Genomic DNA, 14035 nt, shown 5'->3' on the forward strand with positions numbered 1-14035 from the left:
CCGCCGGGAACTTCGTCCTGGCCTACAAGGACACCGGCTACCGGGCGCCCGCAGACTGACCGGCAGGGCACCGACGCCCCGGCGAGTCCGATCCGTGGGCCGGGTCCCTGCCGGTGCCCGGCGTCCCCGCCCGCCGGTGACGGCCCGGACACCGGGCGGCCGGCCCGGACGGGGCCATTGCCAGTGCCACCGCCGGTCCTGCCAGGAGGAGCCCCGACGTGCCACCCAACGAGATGCTGATCCGCGGCGGAACCGTGGCCGACGGCAGCGGGCGCGAGCCCGTGCGTGCGGATGTCCTGATCCGGGCGGGCCGGATCGCCGCCGTCGAGGCCCCGGGGGCCGTCGCGGCCGGTGACATCCCCACGGTGGACGCCTCCGGCCTCGTGATCGCCCCCGGGTTCATCGACGTCCACTCCCACGCCGACAACGCGGCGCTGCTGCCCCAGGACGAGACCTCCAAGATCCTTCAGGGCGTCACGACCGAGGTCACCGGCAACTGCGGGTTCTCGCTCGCGCCGACCCGCGCGGACTCCGTGGCGGCGTTCGCCTCGTTCACCCAGCGGATCTTCCCGCCCATGGAGTTCGCGTGGTCCACGTGGGCCGAGTTCACCCGGATCGCGGACGCGCACGGCCATGTGACCAACTGGGCCCCGCTGGTCGGGCACGGGACCCTGCGCATCGCCGTGCTCGGCATGGCCGACCGCACGCCGGACGCCGACGAACTGCGCCTGATGGGCCGCGAGCTCGACCTCGCGCTGGAGGGCGGCGCTTTCGGCATGTCCAGCGGACTCGTGTACCCGCCGGCGGTCTTCAGCGAGACCGACGAACTCGTCGCCCTGGCCCGGCACCTGGGCGCCGACGGCCTCTACACCACCCATATGCGCGGTGAGGGTGCCTCGTTGCTCACCTCGATCGACGAAAGCGCCCGGATCGGCACCGAAGGCGGATGCCGGGTTCACATCTCCCACCTGAAGTCCAACGGCCGCAGCAACTGGGGCCGGATGCCGGCCGCGCTGGACCGCATCCACCAGCACGCGGAGTCCGGGCTGTCCCTCACAAAGGACATCTACCCCTACACGGCCGGCGCCACGATGCTCACCGCGCTGCTTCCGCCGCCCTTCCTCGCCGACGGCGACGAGGGTGTGCTGGCCCGGCTGGCATCGGCCGAACAGCGCCGCCGGCTGGCCGTGATGATGGAGTCCGGCCTGCCCGGCTGGGACAGCCACCTGCACGGCGCCGGCTGGGACGGCATCCTGGTCTCCACCACCGCCAGCCACCGCTACGAGGGCCACACCGTCGCAGAACTGGCCCGCGCGGCGGGCGAGTTGCCGCTCGACACCTTCATCCGCATCCTCCGCGAGGAGGAACTGCACGTCACCATGGTGCTGTTCTCCATGGACGAGCAGGACGTCCGCACCGCCTTCGCCGATGCCGACACCATGGTCGGCTCCGACGGCCTGCCCCCCGGCAATGGCGGCAAGCCCCACCCCCGGCTGTTCGGCACCTTCCCCCGGGTGCTGGCGGAGTACGTGCGGCGGCACCACATTCTCCCGCTCGGCGAGGCCGTGCGCCGGATGACCTCACTGCCGGCCAAGGTCTTCCGCATCCCCGAGCGCGGCTCCGTCACCAAGGGCCTGATCGCCGACCTGGTGGCCTTCGATCCGCAGACGATCGACCACGAGTGCGACTACCGCGACCCGGTCCGCCCGCCGAGCGGCATCGCCTGGGTGATGCAGGAGGGCGCCATGGTGGTCGACGGCCGGACGTACACCGGCCCCCGCCGCGGCCGCCGTCTCACACCCGCGGCCTGACCCGGCCGCGATCCGCGATCCCCCCTCCCCCCGACTCAAGCACCGAACGTCCGGAAGGTACGCCATGTCCGAACAGACTCCCCCGCCCTGGCAGTGGGACGAGCCGACCTGGCGCGGTCACGTCGACCGCGTCCGCGCCGGCCGCTCGCTGAGCCCGAGCACATGGCCGGGCGGCGCCCGGGTGGCCGTGGCACTGTCCTTCGACTCCGACCACGAGACCATCCCGCTGCGCGATGCCGAGACCCTGCCGGGCAAGCTCGCCCAGGGCGAGTACGGCGCACGCGTCGGCGTCCCGCGCATCCTGCGGCTGCTCCAGCGGCACCGGGCGCCCGCCTCCTTCTTCATCCCCGCCGTCTCCGCGCTGCTGCACGAGGGCGAGGCCGCCTCCTACGTGGAGCAGGGCCACGAGGTCGCCCTGCACGGCTGGATCCACGAGCGCAATACCCAGATCCCCGCCGAAGCCGAGCGGGACCTCGCCCTGCGCGCCGCCGACACCCTGGAGCGGCTCACCGGCACCCGGCCGGTGGGCATCCGTACGCCCTCCTGGGACTTCTCCCCGCACACCCTGGCCATCACCCGGGAGCTGGGACTGGTGTACGACTCGTCGCTGATGGCGGACGACGAGCCCTACGAACTGCTCTCCGACGGCGAGCCCACCGGCGTGGTCGAGATCCCGGTGGAGTGGATCCGCGACGACGCCCCGTACTTCATGATGGAGCGCTTCGGCTCCCTGCGGCCGTACACGCCACCGCGCGGGGTGCTGTCCATCTGGAAGGACGAGTTCGACCAGGCGTACGCCGAAGGCGGCCTGTTCCAGCTCACCATGCATCCGCACATCATCGGCCACCGCTCGCGCATGGCGATCCTGTCCGAACTGCTGGAGCACATCTCCGCGCGCTCCGACGTCTGGTACGCCACCCACGCACAGATCGCCGAGTACGTCCTGAACCAGGCGGCCGGCACCGCACCACAGGAGAAGACCCCGTGACCGTCACCGACAGCAGACCCGGCGACCCGCCCCAGCAGGACGAACACAGGCTCAGCCGCTCGCAGCGCAAGGCGATCGTGGCCGGCGCCGTCGGCAACACCGTCGAGTGGGTCGACTGGGCCGTCTACGCGACGTTCGCGCCGATCTTCGCCGACCGGTTCTTCCCCCCGGGAAACGGGTCTGCGGCCCTGCTCGCCACCCTCGCCGTCTTCGCCGTCGGCTTCGTCATGCGCCCGATCGGCGGTGCCGTGCTCGGCGCGTACAGCGACCGCCACGGCCGTAAGAAGGGCATGACCCTCACCATCGCCCTGATGGCCGGGTCCTCCCTCGTGATCGCGGTCTGCCCGACCTATACGGCTGTCGGCGTCGCGGCCCCGGTCGTGCTGGTCCTCGCCCGACTGGTCCAGGGCTTCTCCGCGGGCGGCGAGTTCGGATCGTCCTCCGCCTTCCTGGTGGAGTCCGCCGCCAAGGGGCGGCGCGCGTTCGCCGGGTCCTGGCAGCAGGTCTCGGTGGGCGCGGGCGCGCTGATCGCCTCGTTCCTCGGCACCGTGCTGACCTCCACCCTCGACGACGGCGCCCTGCACAGCTGGGGCTGGCGTCTGGCGTTCGCCATCGGCGCCGCGCTCGGCCTCGTCGGGCTGTGGCTGCGCCACTCGGTGCCCGAGACCGAGTCGTTCATCCGGTCCGAGGCCCGGCAACGCCAGCGCAGGAACCCGGTGGTGGCCATGGTCCGCGACCACCCGGGCGCCGCTCTCCGGGTCGCCGGGATCACCATCGCCGGCACCCTCGTCTACTACGTGTGGGTCAGCTACCTGCCGTCCTACGCCCATGTGACGACCGGCATCCCGCTCAACCAGGCGCTGCTCGCCAACACCGTGGCGATGGCCGTCTTCATCGTCCTGCTGCCGTTCGGCGGGCTGCTGTCCGACCGGATCGGCCGCAAGCCGACCATGACCGCGTTCGCCGTCGGCATGCTCCTCTTCGCCTGGCCCGCCTTCCACTTCCTGGCCAACAGCTTCTGGGGGCTGCTCCTCATCGAGATCGTCGGCCTGGTGCTGATGATCGGCTACTCGGCCAACTGCGCGGTCGTCATGGCGGAGCAGTTCCCGCCGGAGGTCCGCACCACCGGCATCGGTCTGCCGTACGCCTTGTCCGTCGCCCTGTTCGGCGGCACGGCCCCGTACGTGACCACATGGATGAGCACGAACGGCCACAGAGACCTGGTCTGGGTCTATGTGGCGGCGGCCGCCCTCATCGGCGCGGCCGTCTACAGCACCATGCCGGAGACCAAGGACCGGCAGATCGCATGACCCCTGGCCACGATCGGAGAGAGACACCCATGGCGCCCCACTCGGACACCGCCGCCCTGCTGGAGCGGGTGGCGAAGTACCGCGGCGAGATGCTTCAGGACCTGGCCCGTTACGTAGAGCTGGAGACGCCCAGCGACGACAGGCCCCTCCTGGAGGCCGGGCTGGCCCGTATCGACGCCTGGCTGCGCGAACGGCTCGGCGAACCCACCGCGGTCAGCGCCACCGACGGGGGCGAGTACGGCGACGTACGGGTGTACGACTACCCGGGCGAGGGCACCGCGCCCGTGCTCGTCCTGGCCCACTACGACACGGTGTGGCCCAAGGGCACGCTCGCCGGCTGGCCGTTCGGCGTCGACGGCGACCGGGCCACCGGTCCCGGCGTCTTCGACATGAAGGCGGGCCTGGTGCAGGCGGTGTGGGCGCTGCGCGTCCTCGCCGAGGCGGGTCTGTCCAGGCCGCCGATCCGGCTGGTCCTCAACGGGGACGAGGAGATCGGCAGCCCGGTCTCCCGGCCGGTCATCGAGGCGGCCGCCGAAGGAGCCAGGGCCGCCCTGGTCTTCGAGGCGAGCGCGGCGGGCGCGCTGAAGACCGCGCGCAAGGGCGTCGGCATCTTCCGCGTCGACGTCACCGGCGTCGAGGCTCACGCGGGCCTGGACCCGAGGCGCGGGGTCAGCGCCGTCGACGAGCTCGCCCGTCTCGTCCTGAAGCTGCACGGCCTCACCGACCACGAGGCCGGCACCACGGTCAACGTCGGTGTCGTGAACGGCGGGACGCGGACCAATGTCACGGCGGGCTCGGCGGTCGGGCACCTGGATGTCCGGGTGCGTACCCGGGCCGAGGCGGACCGGATCGACGCGGCGCTCGCCGTCCTGGCGCCCGCGGACCCCCGGGCGACCGTCACTGTCAGCGGCGAGTGGAACCGGCCGGTGATGGAGCGCTCCGAGGGCACGGCAAGGCTGTTCGCACTGGCCCGTGGCCTGGCTGCGGACATCGGTGTGGATCTCGCGGAGTGTGAGGTCGGCGGGGCCAGCGACGGCAACTTCGTCGCCGCACTCGGTGTGCCGGTGCTCGACGGCTTCGGCGCCGTGGGCGACGGGGCCCACGCCCGGGGCGAGCACATCAGCCTCGCGGGGATGACCGAACGCACGGCGCTGGCCGCCGCACTGCTCCACGCGCTGACCGTGACGCGGTGACGACCGGCCCCCGCTGAAGCCTTGAGTTCCAGCGGTCGTCATGGAGCAGGGTTACAGCACCCGGATGCGGTCAGAGGCCCCCGCTCACCCTCACGGAGCGGGGGCCTCTGACCGCATCGGTGGGCGGCCGGCACATCGCCCGCCCACCTCACCCTCGCGGTCGCGGAGAACGGCCGCCGGTGGCCACGTCCCGGCCCCGCGGCTCTGGCTGCCGCTTCTCCTACGGGTCTTGCGGCCATGGCCCCACGCGCGGGGGCAGGCGACTGAGGCCGTGGAAGGGGGTGGGAAGAACGCTGCGGCGGCCGCCCTTCAGCAGACGCCGTCGCCCGGCTTGGGGTTGCCCAGCGCGAACAGCGGCCGCAGCTTCAGTCCGGCCCAGGTGCCCAGCAGGGCGGTGGCTCCCCAGACCCAGCCGTGCAGACTGCCGGAGCCGATGCCCGCGAGATACGCGCCGATGTTGCAGCCGCCCGCCAGCCGGGCACCGATGCCCATCAGCACTCCGCCCAGCACCGCCGCGGCTGCCGTACGCCACGGCACGCCGCGGTGCAGCGCCCACGTGCCGCCGAGCGCCGCGGCGACCGCCGCGCCGATCATGATGCCGATGTCGGTGAGGCTGGTCTTGTCCGCGAGGACGGGCCCGGCGAGCATCTCCTTGTTTCCGGGCTGCTGCCACCAGCTCCACCTCTCGGGGTGACCGCCGAGCGCTCCCACCAGCTCCGATCCCCACAGGCTGAAGGCACTGGTGATGCCCCACGCGCCGCCGGAGACGAGAAGCACGCCGGCGCCCAGCACGGCCAGCGCCAAGGCGCCGACGGCCAGCGGCCAGGAACCGCGCAGCACGCGGGCGGCACCGCGCGCGGAGGGCACGGCGCCGATGGGCGGCGGGTTGCGGCGGGCCTGGACACGACGGCTGACCACGACGATGGCGGCGAGCACGAGGATCGTCACCGCCCACGAGCCGAACCAGCCGATGTGGTCGGCCATGACGACCGGCTTCAGCGCGGGCAGGTCCTTCCACAGGTCGAACTGCCAGGCGGCCAGGGTCGCACCGCCGATGAAACCGCCGAGGGTGAGCAGGATCGACGTCTGCCCCGAGCCGACCGCGAAGAGGGTGCCGGAGGCGCACGCGCCGCCGAGCTGCATGCCGACGGCGAAGACGAACGAGCCGATCAGCAGTCCCACACCCAGGGGCCCGGCCGACGGCGTCGGCACGGATCCGAACAGTCCGGTGCCCGTGCCGATGAGGAGGGCGAACAGCGTCGCCGTGGTGCCGAGCAGCAGAGTGTGGGCCCGCAGACCGGTGCCGTTGCCGACGGCGACCAACTGCCGCCAGGCGGAGGTGAAGCCGAAGCGGGAGTGGAACAGGGCGATCCCCAGGCCGAGGCCGAGCAGCATCAGGACCCCGGGCTTGGCCCCATGGGCGGACCACACATAGGCGGTCAGTGCCGCGGCGAGCAGTCCGGACACCGCGAGCGGAGCGCGGCGCACCGGCGGCGCGGCGGGTGCCGGCGGCTGCGGGACGGAGGTGGGTGACGGGGACAGCAGTGCGGCGGTCTTCGCCGCCTGGGCGGGCGGGGCGATGGTCACGGGGGGACTCCGAACGGTGTACGAGTCGGGGTGGGGCACGACGACGTCGACGGGAAGGCCGGGGCGCGCGGTGCCGCGGCCCCGGGCGGCGGCGCGCGGCACGGGAAACCGGCCGGTCCGGGCTCAGCGGCGACAGAGGCCGTCGTCGACGCACCACGCCGAGTTCGCCATCAGGGCGAGGCACAGAAGCCGGGCGGGTGCGGACATGACTCCACGATATGATCAAAGTTCAACAATCCGGACCCGAATCTCACCATGTGAACTGTTGCGTGTACCACACACCGAGCACTCGGCCTCCCGGGGTCCGGCCGGGGAGGGGCCCGCACAGACGGGGATGTCCCTCTCCAGGGGCGGGCCCGGGACACCCAGGCGACAGCGGCGCGCCGGGAGCCGGCCGCCGCCACCGCATACGGCCGGCATGCGCAGCAGCCGAGCCGTCCGGCCACGTCATCCCGGCGTGAAGCGCACCGGCGTCCCCACGGCGGCCTGGGCCGCCGACGCCAGGGCGGTTTCCGCGACGACCCCGATCACCGGGTAGCCGCCCGTCGTCGGGTGGTCGTGCAGGAACACCACCGGGCGCCCGTCCGGGGGCACCTGGACCGCGCCGAGAACCATGCCCTCGCTGGGCAGCTCGCCCGTCGACGCGCGCTCCAGCGGCGGCCCTTCGGTGCGCAGGCCGATGCGGTTGCTGTGCGGGGACACGCGGTACGTCGCCGAGGTGAGGGTGCGCAGCGCCGCGGGGGTGAACCAGTCGGCGCGGGGGCCGAGCCGCAGCGGCAGGGTGAGTTCGGCGGGCGGCGCCGGCCAGGGGGCGCCGCCGGGAAGCGCCGGCTGCCGGGCGGGGGCGCCCAGCGGGAGCACGTCCCCGTCGCACAGGGGCGACGGGCCGAGCCCGGAGAGGAGGTCCGTCGAACGGCTTCCGAGGACCGGTTCGGCCGCGATGCCACCGGCGACGGCCAGATACGAGCGCACGCCCGCGGTCACCGCGCCCGCGTTCAGAACCGCGCCCGCGGGCACCCGTACCGGCGCGCCCCACGGCACCGGCCGGCCGTCGACCGTCACCGGGCAGGGCGCACCGCCGACCACGACCGTGACGGTGCCGTCGGGCCGCAGGGCGCAGCCGGTCAGGGTGGTCTCCAGGACGGCGGCATCGGGGGCGTTGCCCAGCAGACGGTTGGCGAGTCTCATCGCGGGCGCGTCCATGGCGCCGGAGCGCGGGACGCCCAGATGGGCGTGGCCGCGCCGGCCCGAGTCCTGCACCGTGGTCAGGGCCCCGGAGCGTACGACGGTGAGCTTGGGGGTCATGCCGCACCGTCCTCTGTGACAAATCGCACCCGCGTTCCCGGCGTGAGAAGCGCCGGCTGATCCCGTGTGAGGTCCCACAGCGGTGCCGGGTCCGGCATGGTGCCGATCAGCTGCCAGCCGCCGGGGGTGGCACGCGGGTACACCGCGCTGTAGGGACCCGCGAGCGCCAGCGCCCCGGCCGGAACCCGGGTGCGGGGCGTGTCGCGGCGCGGGACGTGCAGTTCCGCGGGCAGTCCGGTGAGGTAGCCGAACCCGGGCGCGAAGCCGCAGAAGGCGACGCGGTACATGTGCGAGGAGTGCCGGGCGGCGACCTCGTCGGCGCCGATCCCCCACTGGGCGGCCACATCGGCCAGGTCCGGCCCGTCGTAGCGCACGGGAATCTCCACGACTCCCCCGTCGTCCGCGGCCCGGGACGGCACGTCCCAGTCGGCGAGCCGGCGGGCCAAGTCCTCCGGGTCCCTCACGCCGTCCAGGAGTACGGTCCGGGCCCCCGGCACGATCTCCTCGACCGGCGGCAGGGTCCCCGCCGCGCGTCGCCGCAGCAGTTCGGCCAGGAGGTCTCCGGTGCGCTCGGCGTCCGGCAGTTCGATGAGCAGCGCGTGCCGCCCGGCGGGGCGCACGTCCAGAAGCCGGCCGTCCGTCATGCGAATGCCCCGACCTCGACCCCGGCCTTCTCCAGTGCCTCGCGCACCCGGGCGGCTATCCGGGCCGCGCCCGGGGTGTCGCCGTGCACGCACAGCGAGCGGGCGGCGACCGCGACGGTCGTACCGTCCACGGCCTCGATCGCACCGTCCACGCCGAACGCCAGCGCGCGCTGTACGACGGCGTCCTCGTCGGTCACCACCGCGTTCGCCTCGCGGCGCGGCACGAGCGTGCCCTCGGGAGTGTAGGCGCGGTCCGCGAAGGCCTCCGGTACACCGGTGAGCCCCGCGTCCTCGGCGGCGGCGAGCAGCCGTGAGCCGGGCAGGCCGAGCACGGGCAGCGACCCGCCCGCCAGTTTCACACCCGCCACGACGGCGGCGGCCTGCTCGGCGTCGTGGACGGTGCGGTTGTAGAGCGCGCCGTGCGGCTTGACGTACGCCACCTGGGCCCCGGCGGCCTCGGCGAAGACCCGCAGCGCCCCGATCTGGTACGCCAGTTCGGCAGCCAGCTCGTCGGCGGGTACGTCCATGGCGCGCCGCCCGAAGCCGGCCAGGTCGCGGTAGGACACCTGCGCCCCGATCCGTACTCCGCGCTCGGCGGCGAGGTCGCAGACGCGGCGCATCACCGATGGGTCGCCGGCGTGGAAGCCGCAGGCGACGTTGGCGCTGGTGATGACGTGGAGGAGGGCGTCGTCGTCGGTGAGGGTCCACCGGCCGAAGCCTTCACCGAGGTCTGCGTTGAGATCGATCACGTCCGAAACGTAAACGATTGTTGAACGATCCGACAAGGGGGCAAATTGGCCGCCCCTCGAGAACGGTGTGAGATTTCCTCTTGTTCCATCGTTGAACGATCACCTAAGGTCCGTGTATCTCCCACGGACCCGAGTCTCCGGATCCGTGCCGCCTCTGGTGCCCTGCGCCTTACGCCTGAAGAAGGCCACCGCATGATCGTTCTTCTCGGTGTGGTCGTTGTGATCCTCGGATTCGTCACGCGCCGCAATCCCGCCCTAGTGGTCGGCGTCGCCGGTATCGTCACCGGTCTGCTCGGCAAGATGAACCCGCTCGAGGTCCTCGCGGCCTTCGGCCGGTCCTTCGCCGACAGCCGCTCGGTGACCGTCTTCGCCATCGTCCTCCCGGTGATCGGCCTCCTTGAGCGCTACGGCCTGCGCGAGCAGGCCCGTACGCTCATCGGCCGTCTCGGCAGGCTCAGCGCCGGCCGCTTCCTGGCGGTCTACCTGCTCGTCCGCCAGGTCACCGCGGCCTTCGGCCTCAACAACATCGGCGGTCCCGCGCAGACCGTGCGGCCGCTCGTCGCGCCCATGGCCGAGGCCGCCGCCGAGCGCAGGACCGGTGCCACGCTGCCCGACCGCCTGCGCGAGAAGGTCCGTTCCTACGCGTCGTCGTCCGACACCGTGGGCCTCTTCTTCGGCGAGGACTGCTTCATCGCGATCGGCTCCATCCTCCTGATCACCGGCTTCGTGAACTCGACGTACGGGCAGGAGATCGAACCGACCGAGCTGGCCCTGTGGGCGGTCCCGCTCGCCGTTTGCGCCTTCGTCATCCACGGTGCCCGGCTGCTGCTCCTGGACAAGCAGCTGGAGCGCGAGATGGCGCTCGCCTCCGCCGAGCACGACCTGCCGCTTCCGAAGGGGGCCGACAAGTGATCAAGGTCGAATGGCTCTACTGGCTGGTGGGCCTCGTCTTCATCGTCATGGCCGTGCAGATGGCGGCCGACCGCACCAACCCCAAGCGGTGGACCTCCGCCGCGTTCTGGGGCCTGCTCGGGCTCACCTTCCCCTACGGCACCGGGGTCGCCACCGTCGCGCCGGGCACGGCCGCCTGGAGACTGCCCGCCGAACCGCTCGGCGTCGGGGTCCTCGCCCTGATCGTGCTCGCCGGGTTCAACTTCCTCGGCAAGGGCGTCCCGGTCACCACCACCGTCGAGCAGCGCGAGGCCTCCGCGGCCCGGCTCGGCAGCAAGATCTTCATCCCTGCTCTGACGATCCCGTTCGTCGCCATCGTCTGCGCCTCCGTGCTCGACGAGTCCGGCCTGTTCGAGACGGGCAAGGCCACGCTCCTCGGGCTCGGCCTCGGGTGCGTCGTCGCGCTCGTGGTCGGCATGCTGGTCACCGGCGAGAAGAAGGTCTCCGTCCCGGTCCACTCGGGCCGCTCCATGCTGGAGGCGATGGGCTCCGCCCTGCTGCTCCCCCAGCTCCTGGCGGTGCTCGGCTCGATCTTCGCGCTGGCCGGCGTCGGCACGCAGGTCGGCAAGATCGTGAACGATGTCCTGCCGGAGAACTCGAAGTACCTCGCCGTGATCGCGTACTGCCTCGGCATGTTCCTGTTCACCGTGATCGTGGGCAACGCCTTCGCCGCGTTCCCCGTGATGACCGCGGCGATCGGCTGGCCCGTCCTCATCGAGCAGATGAACGGAAACGCGCCGGCCATCCTCGCGATCGGCATGCTGGCCGGTTTCTGCGGCACGCTCTGCACGCCGATGGCCGCCAACTTCAACATCGTCCCCGCCACGCTGCTCGAGCTGAAGGACCAGTACGGACCGATCAAGGCGCAGATTCCGACGGCGCTCGCGCTCCTCGTCTGCTGCACCGTGATCATGGCGATCTTCGCCTTCTGAGCCACAGCCACCCCTCGGCCTCGGGCGCGCCCTGCTCCGGCCCCCGAGCCCTCCCACCCGTAAAGGAAGCGCCATGACCCGCGTGCTCATCACCGGCTTCGCCCCCTTCGACGGCGAGAGCGTGAACCCGTCCTGGCAGGCGGCCTCCCTCGTGGCCGCCGAGCCGCCCGCCGGACTCACGGTCACCGCGACCGAACTCCCCTGCGTCTTCGGCAAGTCCATCGACGCGCTGCGCGACGCCATCCGTGCGTCGACCCCCGACCTGGTGCTCTGCCTGGGCCAGGCAGGCGGCCGCCCCGGCGTCACCGTCGAACGCGTCGGCATCAACGTCGACGACGCGCGCATCCCCGACAACGCGGGCAACCAGCCCATCGACGAACCGGTCGTCCCGGGGGGTCCCGCCGCGTACTTCTCCAGCCTGCCCGTGAAGGCCTGCGTCGCCGCCATGCGCGAAGCCGGTGTCCCGGCCGCCGTCTCCAACACCGCCGGCACATACGTCTGCAACCACGTCACCTACGGCCTCGGCCACCTCATCGCCACCGAATTCCCGGGCATCCGCGGCGGTTTCGTGCACGTCCCCTGGACGCCGCAGCAGGTCACCGACGGCACCGCCCCGGCTCTGGAGCCCGCCACGGTCGCCCACGGAGTGCGCGCCCTGCTGACCGCCGCCGTCAACGTTCCCGCGGGTCAGGACCTGAAGGTCACCGAGGGAGCCACCCACTGATGCCGCTCACCGCGTATGCGGCCGACTTCGCCCGGCTCGCCCTCGCGAACATCACGCGGGAGTACCCCAACTTCCCCGCCCACCTGGTGACGTCGCCGAAGGAGCAACTCCAGCCGAGCGCCCTGCATCCAGCCTTCTACGGTGCCTACGACTGGCACTCCTCGGTCCATATGCACTGGCTGCTCGTCCGTCTGCTGCGCCGCCACGGGGGAACGGCCGCGTTCACGCAGACCGCGCCGGTCATCGGCGTACTCGACCGGCACCTCACGCCGGAGAACGTCGCCGTCGAAGCCGCCTACCTCCTCGACCGGCCCTCCTTCGAGCGGCCGTACGGCTGGGCCTGGCTGGTCGCGCTCGCCGCCGAGTGCCGGGCGTACGGGGGCGCGGCGGGCGCCCGCTGGGCCGAGGCCCTGGCACCGGGGGTCGCCGCCGTCGACCGACTGCTGGCCGACTGGCTGCCGAAGGCCACGTATCCCGTACGCCACGGCAACCATCCCAACAGTGCCTTCGCCCTGGGGCTGGTGCTCGACGCGGGGGAAGTGTCCACGGCGACCACGGAGGCCGTACGGGAACGTCTGCTGGCGTGGTTCGCCGACGACCACGACGCGCCCGCGCACTGGGAACCGTCGGGGCAGGACTTCCTGTCCCCGGCACTGACCGAGGCCGACGCGATGCGCAGGGTGCTGGAGAGGGAGCGGTTCGCGCAGTGGCTCGACCGCTTTCTGCCCGCGCTGCGCTCCGGCGCCTCCTGCCCGCTGCTGGAGGTGCCCGTGGTCTCCGACCACGCCGACCCGCAGATCGGCCATCTGCTGGGCCTCACCCTCAGCAGGGCCGCGGCGCTGCGCTCGATCGCCGCTGCGCTGCCGGACGGTCCGGTCCGCACGCGTCTGGCCGAGGCGGCCGAAGCCCACCTCACCGCGGGCCTGCCCGCGGTGCGACGCGGCGACTTCACCACGGATCACTGGCTGGCCTCCTTCGCCGCGTTGGCCCTTGATCCGGGACATGATCACCGGGCGGCCTGACGAGCAGGCGGATACGGGGGTGGCGGTCAGCCACGGCCCGGCGGCACCGGGTCCTGGAAGCCCCGACGGCGGGCAGCACCCGGCCGGCAGCGCAGCAGACGGGCCAGGATCAGCCGGCCGCCGCGCACGGCGCCGTGGCGGTGGAGCGCCTGCACCGCATAGGTGGAGCAGGTCGGGGTGTACGGGCAGCAGGCCGGCCGGGTCGGGCTGATCTCGACACGGTAGTGGCGTACGGCCCGGTACATCGAAGCGGACACCCGCCCGTCCGGAGGGGGCGCGGCGGGGTCAGCTCCGTGGCCGGCGGTGGTGAGTGAGGGGCGGAGGACGGCGAGCAGCATGGCCGCTTGCGACACGCCACCGCAGCAGCACGGGTGGGCCAGCGTGTCGAGCGCCCCCGCGCAGCATCCTTCGTCCTCCTCACCGTCCGTTCCCTTTCTCCGGCCGTGCTTCTCGCTTCGCGCCACGATGTCCGTCCTCCCCGTTTCACGGTCGACAGATCATATGAGAGGCCGGGGGGCGGCTCCGGGCCAGGAACCGCAGTACGCGGACACGGCGGATCGTCGCTGCCGTTGTGAGGCTCAGGCATACCAAGGTGAGCGCGGAGGTGCCGAATGCCGGCAGATTCACCGGCGGGTCCTCCACCCAACCGCGGGAGAGGGCCCGGGACGGCTCCTCGGGGTCGTACGTGACGAGCATGGCCTCCTCAGGATGCGCCTCGGGATACATACCGGCGTAGTCCCAGAGCTTGGCCTCGGTTCCCATCCGAGGGCCGCTCACGAAGCGCACCTTGACGTACTTCGGGTTCGAGTCCACTCCCAC

The 14035-nt window shown here is 72.5% G+C and carries 13 protein-coding genes; 8 read left to right on the forward strand and 5 right to left on the reverse strand.

The features are described 5' to 3' along the window. Window positions 1-218: 218 nt before the first annotated feature. From IGS69_RS00645 to IGS69_RS00660, 4 genes are all read left to right on the forward strand, one after another. Window positions 219-1811 (forward strand): N-acyl-D-amino-acid deacylase family protein, encoded by a 1593-nt coding sequence (locus IGS69_RS00645; RefSeq protein ID WP_232543386.1) that lies wholly within the window; start codon window positions 219-221, stop codon window positions 1809-1811. Between the two features lie 64 nt (window positions 1812-1875). Then, window positions 1876-2799, forward strand: a complete 924-nt coding sequence (locus IGS69_RS00650) for a polysaccharide deacetylase family protein (RefSeq protein WP_190895916.1) — start codon at window positions 1876-1878, stop codon at window positions 2797-2799. Continuing rightward, window positions 2796-4109, forward strand: a complete 1314-nt coding sequence (locus IGS69_RS00655) for an MFS transporter (RefSeq protein WP_190895918.1) — start codon at window positions 2796-2798, stop codon at window positions 4107-4109. The genes IGS69_RS00650 and IGS69_RS00655 overlap by 4 nt, the downstream gene beginning before the upstream one ends. 29 nt (window positions 4110-4138) lie before the next feature. Then, window positions 4139-5302 (forward strand): M20 family metallopeptidase, encoded by a 1164-nt coding sequence (locus IGS69_RS00660; protein ID WP_190895920.1) that lies wholly within the window; start codon window positions 4139-4141, stop codon window positions 5300-5302. A 309-nt stretch (window positions 5303-5611) separates the two neighbouring features. On the opposite strand, the gene IGS69_RS00665 is transcribed toward IGS69_RS00660, so the two are convergent. The 4 genes from IGS69_RS00665 to IGS69_RS00680 form a co-directional block, all read right to left on the reverse strand. Further along, window positions 5612-6889, reverse strand: coding sequence for a YeeE/YedE family protein (locus tag IGS69_RS00665; protein ID WP_190895922.1), 1278 nt, complete (start codon window positions 6887-6889; stop codon window positions 5612-5614). Between the two features lie 447 nt (window positions 6890-7336). Continuing rightward, window positions 7337-8194, reverse strand: a complete 858-nt coding sequence (locus IGS69_RS00670; RefSeq protein ID WP_190895924.1) for a 5-oxoprolinase subunit C family protein — start codon at window positions 8192-8194, stop codon at window positions 7337-7339. Further along, window positions 8191-8838, reverse strand: coding sequence for a 5-oxoprolinase subunit B family protein (locus tag IGS69_RS00675; RefSeq protein WP_190895926.1), 648 nt, complete (start codon window positions 8836-8838; stop codon window positions 8191-8193). The genes IGS69_RS00670 and IGS69_RS00675 overlap by 4 nt, the downstream gene beginning before the upstream one ends. Next, window positions 8835-9587 (reverse strand): LamB/YcsF family protein, encoded by a 753-nt coding sequence (locus tag IGS69_RS00680; protein ID WP_190895928.1) that lies wholly within the window; start codon window positions 9585-9587, stop codon window positions 8835-8837. Before IGS69_RS00680 ends, IGS69_RS00675 begins: the two co-directional genes overlap by 4 nt. A 192-nt stretch (window positions 9588-9779) precedes the next feature. Here IGS69_RS00680 and IGS69_RS00685 point away from each other — a divergent pair, with 192 nt between their 5' ends. The 4 genes from IGS69_RS00685 (at window position 9780) to IGS69_RS00700 (ending at window position 13216) form a co-directional block, all read left to right on the forward strand. Then, window positions 9780-10499: a DUF969 domain-containing protein gene (locus tag IGS69_RS00685; RefSeq protein ID WP_190895930.1), complete on the forward strand. Its 720-nt coding sequence runs from the start codon at window positions 9780-9782 to the stop codon at window positions 10497-10499. After that, window positions 10496-11470: a DUF979 domain-containing protein gene (locus IGS69_RS00690; RefSeq protein ID WP_190895933.1), complete on the forward strand. Its 975-nt coding sequence runs from the start codon at window positions 10496-10498 to the stop codon at window positions 11468-11470. Before IGS69_RS00685 ends, IGS69_RS00690 begins: the two co-directional genes overlap by 4 nt. A gap of 73 nt (window positions 11471-11543) precedes the next feature. Continuing rightward, the gene (gene pcp / locus IGS69_RS00695) at window positions 11544-12194 is read left to right on the forward strand and encodes a pyroglutamyl-peptidase I (protein WP_190895935.1); all 651 of its coding nucleotides are present in this window, start codon (window positions 11544-11546) and stop codon (window positions 12192-12194) included. Further along, a complete protein-coding gene (locus IGS69_RS00700) occupies window positions 12194-13216 on the forward strand; it encodes a DUF2891 domain-containing protein (protein WP_190895937.1) in 1023 nt (340 codons plus the stop codon). Before pcp ends, IGS69_RS00700 begins: the two co-directional genes overlap by 1 nt. Window positions 13217-13242: 26 nt before the next feature. On the opposite strand, the gene yidD is transcribed toward IGS69_RS00700, so the two are convergent. After that, window positions 13243-13680 (reverse strand): membrane protein insertion efficiency factor YidD, encoded by a 438-nt coding sequence (gene yidD, locus IGS69_RS34460; RefSeq protein ID WP_232543387.1) that lies wholly within the window; start codon window positions 13678-13680, stop codon window positions 13243-13245. Window positions 13681-14035 lie beyond the last annotated feature (355 nt).

Origin of the sequence: Streptomyces tuirus, from assembly GCF_014701095.1 — a bacterium.
In the GTDB taxonomy this organism is placed as follows: Bacteria; Actinomycetota; Actinomycetes; order Streptomycetales; family Streptomycetaceae; genus Streptomyces; species Streptomyces tuirus.

Coding starts and splice junctions, on each gene's coding strand:
- IGS69_RS00650 (WP_190895916.1), top strand. CDS start 1,876: ATGTCCGAACAGACTCCCCCGCCCTGGCAGTGGGACGAGCCGACCTGG.
- IGS69_RS00660 (WP_190895920.1), top strand. CDS start 4,139: ATGGCGCCCCACTCGGACACCGCCGCCCTGCTGGAGCGGGTGGCGAAG.
- IGS69_RS00670 (WP_190895924.1), bottom strand. CDS start 8,194: ATGACCCCCAAGCTCACCGTCGTACGCTCCGGGGCCCTGACCACGGTG.
- IGS69_RS00675 (WP_190895926.1), bottom strand. CDS start 8,838: ATGACGGACGGCCGGCTTCTGGACGTGCGCCCCGCCGGGCGGCACGCG.
- IGS69_RS00685 (WP_190895930.1), top strand. CDS start 9,780: ATGATCGTTCTTCTCGGTGTGGTCGTTGTGATCCTCGGATTCGTCACG.
- pcp (WP_190895935.1), top strand. CDS start 11,544: ATGACCCGCGTGCTCATCACCGGCTTCGCCCCCTTCGACGGCGAGAGC.
- IGS69_RS00700 (WP_190895937.1), top strand. CDS start 12,194: ATGCCGCTCACCGCGTATGCGGCCGACTTCGCCCGGCTCGCCCTCGCG.